Source organism: Pseudomonas emilianonis (assembly GCF_023072625.1).
In the GTDB taxonomy this organism is placed as follows: Bacteria; Pseudomonadota; Gammaproteobacteria; order Pseudomonadales; family Pseudomonadaceae; genus Aquipseudomonas; species Aquipseudomonas paraveronii.
Map to the genome: position 1 here is coordinate 1 of NZ_JAKNRV010000323.1, position 5,891 is coordinate 5,891.

Annotated in this window: 5 protein-coding genes; 3 read left to right on the plus strand and 2 right to left on the minus strand. The window is 63.5% G+C overall.

Annotated features, from left to right (window positions below; translation table 11 throughout):
* Positions 1 to 602, minus strand: a 602-nt coding sequence (locus L9Z73_RS23860; RefSeq protein WP_247406318.1) for a peptidase C39 family protein, incomplete at its 3' end; no start/stop codon positions are given.
* 209 nt (positions 603 to 811) lie between these two features.
* On the opposite strand from L9Z73_RS23860, the gene L9Z73_RS23865 reads away from it, so the two are divergent.
* Complete coding sequence (locus L9Z73_RS23865) at positions 812 to 973, plus strand: hypothetical protein (RefSeq protein ID WP_247406322.1); 162 nt, start codon at positions 812 to 814, stop codon at positions 971 to 973.
* Here the strand turns inward: L9Z73_RS23865 and L9Z73_RS23870 are convergent.
* Positions 970 to 1,380, minus strand: a complete 411-nt coding sequence (locus tag L9Z73_RS23870; protein ID WP_247406325.1) for a hypothetical protein — start codon at positions 1,378 to 1,380, stop codon at positions 970 to 972. The genes L9Z73_RS23865 and L9Z73_RS23870 overlap by 4 nt on opposite strands.
* Positions 1,381 to 1,589: 209 nt before the next feature.
* Here L9Z73_RS23870 and L9Z73_RS23875 point away from each other — a divergent pair, with 209 nt between their 5' ends.
* Together L9Z73_RS23875 and L9Z73_RS23880 are read left to right on the plus strand one after the other, a co-directional pair.
* A complete protein-coding gene (locus L9Z73_RS23875) occupies positions 1,590 to 4,811 on the plus strand; it encodes an efflux RND transporter permease subunit (RefSeq protein ID WP_247406329.1) in 3,222 nt (1,073 codons plus the stop codon).
* On the plus strand, positions 4,801 to 5,891 hold a 1,091-nt coding region (locus L9Z73_RS23880), incomplete at its 3' end, for an efflux RND transporter periplasmic adaptor subunit (RefSeq protein ID WP_247406332.1). The genes L9Z73_RS23875 and L9Z73_RS23880, both read left to right, overlap by 11 nt.

Below are 5,891 nucleotides of genomic sequence, written 5' to 3' on the forward strand. Positions count from 1 at the left end.
GTTTTGGCATTGGCCGCGTCGCGCCAGCGCTGTGCATCCACATTGGCCGGCAACTGGCTCGGGCGCTGGGTGACGATTGCCCAGTGCCCGGCGCCTTTCCAGGCGGACTCGAAATCACTGAAGTCCATCAACAATCGCCGGTCCATGCCCGAACTCAACAACACCGTGCTTTTGCGCTGGTTAAACCCTACGACCACCACGTAGCGCGGCTCAGACCAAAACCGCCCGCTGATCCGCGCCATCACCGGGTACCCCGCGGACACCTGCGCCAACACCGCCGTGAGCTTGGCGTCGAGCGGGTACACCATCAGCCCGTATTCACGGACCAGCACCTGCATGTTGCGCTCAAGGTTCGCCTCGCCGCCCGGCAAGTGCAGCGGCTTATCCAGTAAACCCGGTGTCATGACAATGCCTTGTTGCGACAGCATGCTGGCTAACGCCGTAGGGCCGCTTTGATAGGCGTCGCTGCGAAACGTCGGCACACCATTGAGTTCGACGCGCTCCGGCAAGCCCGCCAGCTTCGTCGGGTGCCCGGAACAGGCCGCGAGCCCAAGGGCGCAGGCCAGCAGCAAGGAGGTTGTAACGTTCGACCGTAACCGCAATTTTTTACTCTCTTGATCAACTGCCGGTAAGGGCCCTGATCATAGGACGCTCTTCAGCCCGGGTATAGCCTTGAACCGCAGTAAAACGCCCGGGATAGAGCAAAGAAGTTGGATCGACACGACCATTGGTCAATAGCAGGTAACCGTCGGTTGGCTAGACTGTCCATTGAGAAGAGTGTGTGTGCCCTACGGGGCGAAAGGAGGCCCGAATGAGCCTTGCAACGACGATTTTCCTGTTGTTCTGCGGTTGGCTGGCGGTCGCCGGCGCCATGTTGTGGGGGGTGTTGCGTATTACCCGCCGGCACCATCACCCCCACGTCAAACCGGCTGCATCCGCCAAGCCGCACCCGGCGGCAGTGCATCACGCCTAGCCGGGCATGCAATTGAAGTCCTGCGTTGCCGCGACTTCCTTGCCGTGATCATCCAACAGCGATGCGCGCACGGTGGTGCCCAGGCTGGATTCGATCAGGGTGTAGTGCTCGCCCGCCTTGAAGTCCTTGTACTCCACGCGGCCCTGGCAGTCCCGCTGGTTGTCGTCGCCTGGCTCCTCCTCGAACAACGTCACATCCAAACGATGGTCCCCCGGCGACACTTCAAAAAAGCGCCCGTCATCCACACGCTTGCCATCGACACGCTCGGCCAGCAGGTCATTCGGCGCTTCTTCTTTCAATCCGATCCAGGCTTCGCTGGGGTCGGCTTTGGGCATCGGGCCGGCGCAGGCCGACAGTAACAACACAGCGCTCAAGGCGGGAATCAGCAATAAGGGCTTCAGTGACATGGCAGAACTCCAAAGGACATCAGTCAAAAGACGCATCGCGTCCGATCGGTCACCAGCTTGGAGAGCCACCCCTTGTAGAACAAATGAATACACATGAAACGATCTTCAGCCCATACCTAAATCTTCCTTCACCTGGCTGAAAGGTGCGTGTTAGGTGGGTCGGGCAAGACTGCCGGGGTTTGCAATCCTGCTCCCTCGGAGGTTCACGCATGCTCGGGCTGGTAAAGACCGCACTGCACAAGCCGTACACGTTTATCGTGTTGGCCATATTCATCTGCATCATCGGGCCGATGGCGGCCCTGCGAACCCCCACCGATGTGTTCCCCGATATCGGCATCCCTGTCGTCGCCGTGGTCTGGCAGTACAACGGCCTGTCGCCGGACGCCATGGCCGGGCGGGTGATCTACACCTATGAACGCTCCCTGAGCACCACCGTCAACGACATCGAACACATCGAATCGCAATCCCTGCCGGGCATGGGCATCGTCAAGATTTTCTTCCAGCCCGGCGTCGACATCCGCACTGCCAACGCCCAAGTCACCGCAGTGTCACAAACCGTGCTCAAGCAAATGCCTCCTGGCATCACACCGCCGCTGATCCTCAACTACAGCGCGTCGACGGTGCCGATCCTGCAAATGGCGTTCTCCAGCCCGACCCTGTCCGAAGCCAAGATCCGCGACCTGGTGCAGAACAATATCCGCCTGCCCCTCAGCGCCCTGCCCGGCCTGGCCATGCCCACGCCCATGGGCGGCAAACAGCGCCAGATCACCCTCGACCTCGACCCGCAGGCGCTGGCCGCCAAAGGCTTGTCGGCCCAGGACGTGGGCAATGCGCTGGCGTTGCAGAACCAGATCATCCCGGTCGGCACCGCCAAGCTCGGCCCCAACGAATACACGATCCTGCTCAACAACAGCCCCAAGGCCATCGATGAACTCAACGACCTGCCGATCAAGACCGTCGACGGCGCCTTGATCACCATCGGCCAGGTGGCCCACGTGCGTGACGGTTCGCCGCCGCAGACCAACATCGTGCGCGTCGACGGCCATCGCGCAGTGCTGATGCCAGCGCTGAAAAACGGCAGCATCTCCACCCTGTCGATCATCGACGGCATCCGCCAGATGCTGCCGCGCATCAACGAAACCCTGCCGCCGTCGCTGAAGACCTCGTTGCTGGGCGACGCGTCGGTGTTCGTCAAACAATCGGTGGGCAGCGTGGCCCAGGAAGGCATCATCGCCGCGCTGCTGACCAGCGCGATGATCCTGCTGTTCCTCGGCAGTTGGCGCTCGACGCTGATCATCGCCGTCTCGATTCCCCTGGCGGTGCTCGCGGCCATCGCGCTGCTGGCGGTCAGCGGGCAGACACTCAACGTGATGACCCTCGGCGGGCTGGCGTTGGCGGTGGGGATTCTGGTGGACGACGCCACGGTGACCATCGAAAACATCAACTGGCACCTGGAACAGGGCAAGGCGGTGAAGACCGCGATCCTCGACGGCGCCGCGCAGATCGTCGGCCCGGCGTTCGTCTCGCTGCTGTGCATCTGCATCGTGTTCGTGCCGATGTTTTTGCTGCAAGGCATCGCCGGGTACCTATTCCGGCCGATGGCCCTGGCGGTGATCTTTGCCATGGCCAGCTCGTTCATCCTCTCGCGCACCCTGGTGCCGACATTGGCGATGTACCTGCTCAAGCCGCACACGCCGGAACCGGGCACCGGCCATCACCCGGAAGATGCATTCATCAACCACCACGAAGGCGAGCAGCACACCAAGCCACGCAACGCCGTGCTGCAGTCGGTGCTGAATTTCCAGCAGGGTTTCGAGCGGCACTTCTCGAACATCCGCGACACCTACCATGGCCTGCTGACGTTGGCCCTGGGCAATCGCAAGCGCTTCATCGTCGGCTTTTTGGCCTGCGTGCTCGCCTCGTTTCTGCTGCTGCCCAGCCTGGGCCAGGACTTCTTCCCGGCCACCGACGCCGGCGCGCTGGCGCTGCATGTGCGTTTGCCGTTGGGTACACGGATCGAAGAAAGCGCGGCCGCGTTCGACCGGATCGAGGCGCGGATACGCGAAGTGATCCCGGCCGCAGAACTCGACACCATCGTCGACAACATCGGCATTCCGCTGAGCGGCATCGACATGGCCTACAGCAGCAGTGGCACCATCGGCCCGCAGGACGGCGATATCCAGGTCAGCCTGAAACAGCACCACGCGCCGACTGCCGATTACGTGAAAAAACTGCGTGAAGCACTGCCGCAAAGTTTCCCCGGCAGCCACTTCGCGTTCCTGCCGGCGGACATCAGCAGCCAGATCCTCAACTTCGGCACGCCGGCGCCACTGGACGTGAAAATCTCCGGACGCAGCGATGCAGAAAACCGTGCTTACGCCGTGGAACTCGAACGCCGCCTGCAACACGTACCGGGCATCGCCGACCTGCGCATCCAGCAGTCCACCGGCTACCCGTCGCTGCAAGTGAATGTCGACCGCCTGCGCGCCAACGGCCTGGGCATCACCGAGCGCGATGTGACCAACAGCATGGTCGCGTCCCTCGCGGGCAGCTCGCAAACGGCGCCGACCTTCTGGCTCAACCCGGCCAACGGCGTGTCCTATTCCATCGTCGCCGCCACCCCGCAATACCGCCTCGACAGCTTGCCGGCGCTGGAAGCGCTGCCCGTGACCGGTGCCGATGGCCAGTCGCAAATCCTCGGCGGCGTGGCCAGCATCTCCCGCGTGCAAAGCCCGGCGGTGGTGACCCACTACAACATCGAACCGACCCTGGACCTCTACGCCAACGTGCAAGGCCGCGACCTCGGCGGCGTCGCGCGTGACGTGCAAAAGGTGCTGGACGATACCGCGTCCATGCGCCCCAAGGGCTCAGTGATCAGCCTGCATGGGCAGATCGATGCGCTGAATGAAGCCTTCAGCGGTTTGAGCGTCGGCCTGCTCGGTGCGGTGGTGCTGATCTACCTGCTGATCGTGGTCAACTTCCAGTCGTGGGTCGACCCGTTCGTGATCATCACCGCATTGCCGGCGGCGCTGGCGGGGATCGTGTGGATGCTGTTCCTCAGCGGCACGTCATTGTCGGTGCCCGCGTTGACCGGCGCCATCCTGTGCATGGGCGTGGCCACAGCCAACTCGATCCTGGTGGTGAGCTTCTGCCGCGAACGCCTGGCCGAACATGGCGATGCGCTCAAGGCCGCGCTGGAAGCCGGTTACACGCGCTTCCGTCCGGTGTGCATGACCGCCCTGGCGATGATCATCGGCATGCTGCCGCTGGCCTTGTCCGAGGAGCAGAACGCGCCGCTGGGCCGCGCCGTAATCGGTGGTTTGATCCTCGCCACCGTCGCCACCCTGTTATTTGTTCCCGTGGTCTTCAGCCTGGTCCACGGTCGTCAGCCTACTCGCGCAACTGTTGGAGAAACGCCCCATGTCGTCTGATCACAAACCCTCGCGCAAGCGTCTGATGCTCATGGGTGTCGGCGGCCTGACCCTGGCCGCCCTGCTGGTCGCCAACGGCCTGTACGCCCGCACAATGCACGAACGATCCGTCACGGCCTGGACCGAAACCGCCGCCGTGCCGCAGGTGATGGTGTTTGAGCCGCAACAGAACGTGGCCGGCGACACCCTGCGCCTGCCCGCCCACCTTGAAGCCTGGAGCAAGGCGCCGATCCATGCGCGGGTCAGCGGCTACTTGAAGGACTGGAAAGTCGACATCGGCAGCCAGGTCAAAGCCGGGCAAATCCTCGCCGAAATCGACAGCCCCGATCTCGATCAACAACTGGCGCAAACCCATGCGCGCCTGGTGCAGCAACAGGCCAATGCGCGGCTGGCCGCCACCACCGCGACGCGTTGGCAAAACCTGCTGGCCAGCCATTCGGTGTCGCGCCAGGAGGCCGATGAAAAAACCTCCAACGCCGCAGCGGCCAAAGCCAACGCCGAAGCGGCCGCCGCTGACTACGCACGGTTATCCGCGCTGGAAAGCTACAAGACCCTGCGCGCACCGTTCGCCGGCACCATCACCGCGCGTAACACCGACATCGGCCAGTTGATCAAGGCCGACACCGACAGCGACCCGGAGCTGTTCAGCATCGCCGACACCCACCAACTGCGCCTCTACGTGCCGGTGCCGCAGAACTATGCGGCCGTCATCCACCCAGGGCTTGAAGCCGAGCTGACCGTTCCCGAGCACCCCGGCGAGCACTTCAAGGCGCACCTGATCGGCGACTCCACCGCCATCGACCGCCGCTCCGGCACCCTGCTCGCGCAGTTTGTCGCCGACAACCCCAACGGCGAATTGCTGCCCGGCGATTACGCCGAAGCCACCCTGCCGATCCCGGCGGACACCCATGGCGTGAGCATCCCGGCCAGCGCGCTGATCTTCCGCGCCCAAGGCACCCAGGTCGCGGTGTTGGATGCGCAAAACCACGTGCACCTGCAGGCCATCCATATCGGCCTGGATCTGGGCGAACGCCTGGTGATCGACCAGGGCCTGAAACCCGCCGACCGCGTGGTCGGGAT

Excerpts from the sequence above, each read along its gene's own strand:
- L9Z73_RS23865 (WP_247406322.1), top strand. The coding sequence starts at position 812 with ATGAGCCTTGCAACGACGATTTTCCTGTTGTTCTGCGGTTGGCTGGCG.
- L9Z73_RS23870 (WP_247406325.1), bottom strand. The coding sequence starts at position 1,380 with ATGTCACTGAAGCCCTTATTGCTGATTCCCGCCTTGAGCGCTGTGTTG.
- L9Z73_RS23875 (WP_247406329.1), top strand. The coding sequence starts at position 1,590 with ATGCTCGGGCTGGTAAAGACCGCACTGCACAAGCCGTACACGTTTATC.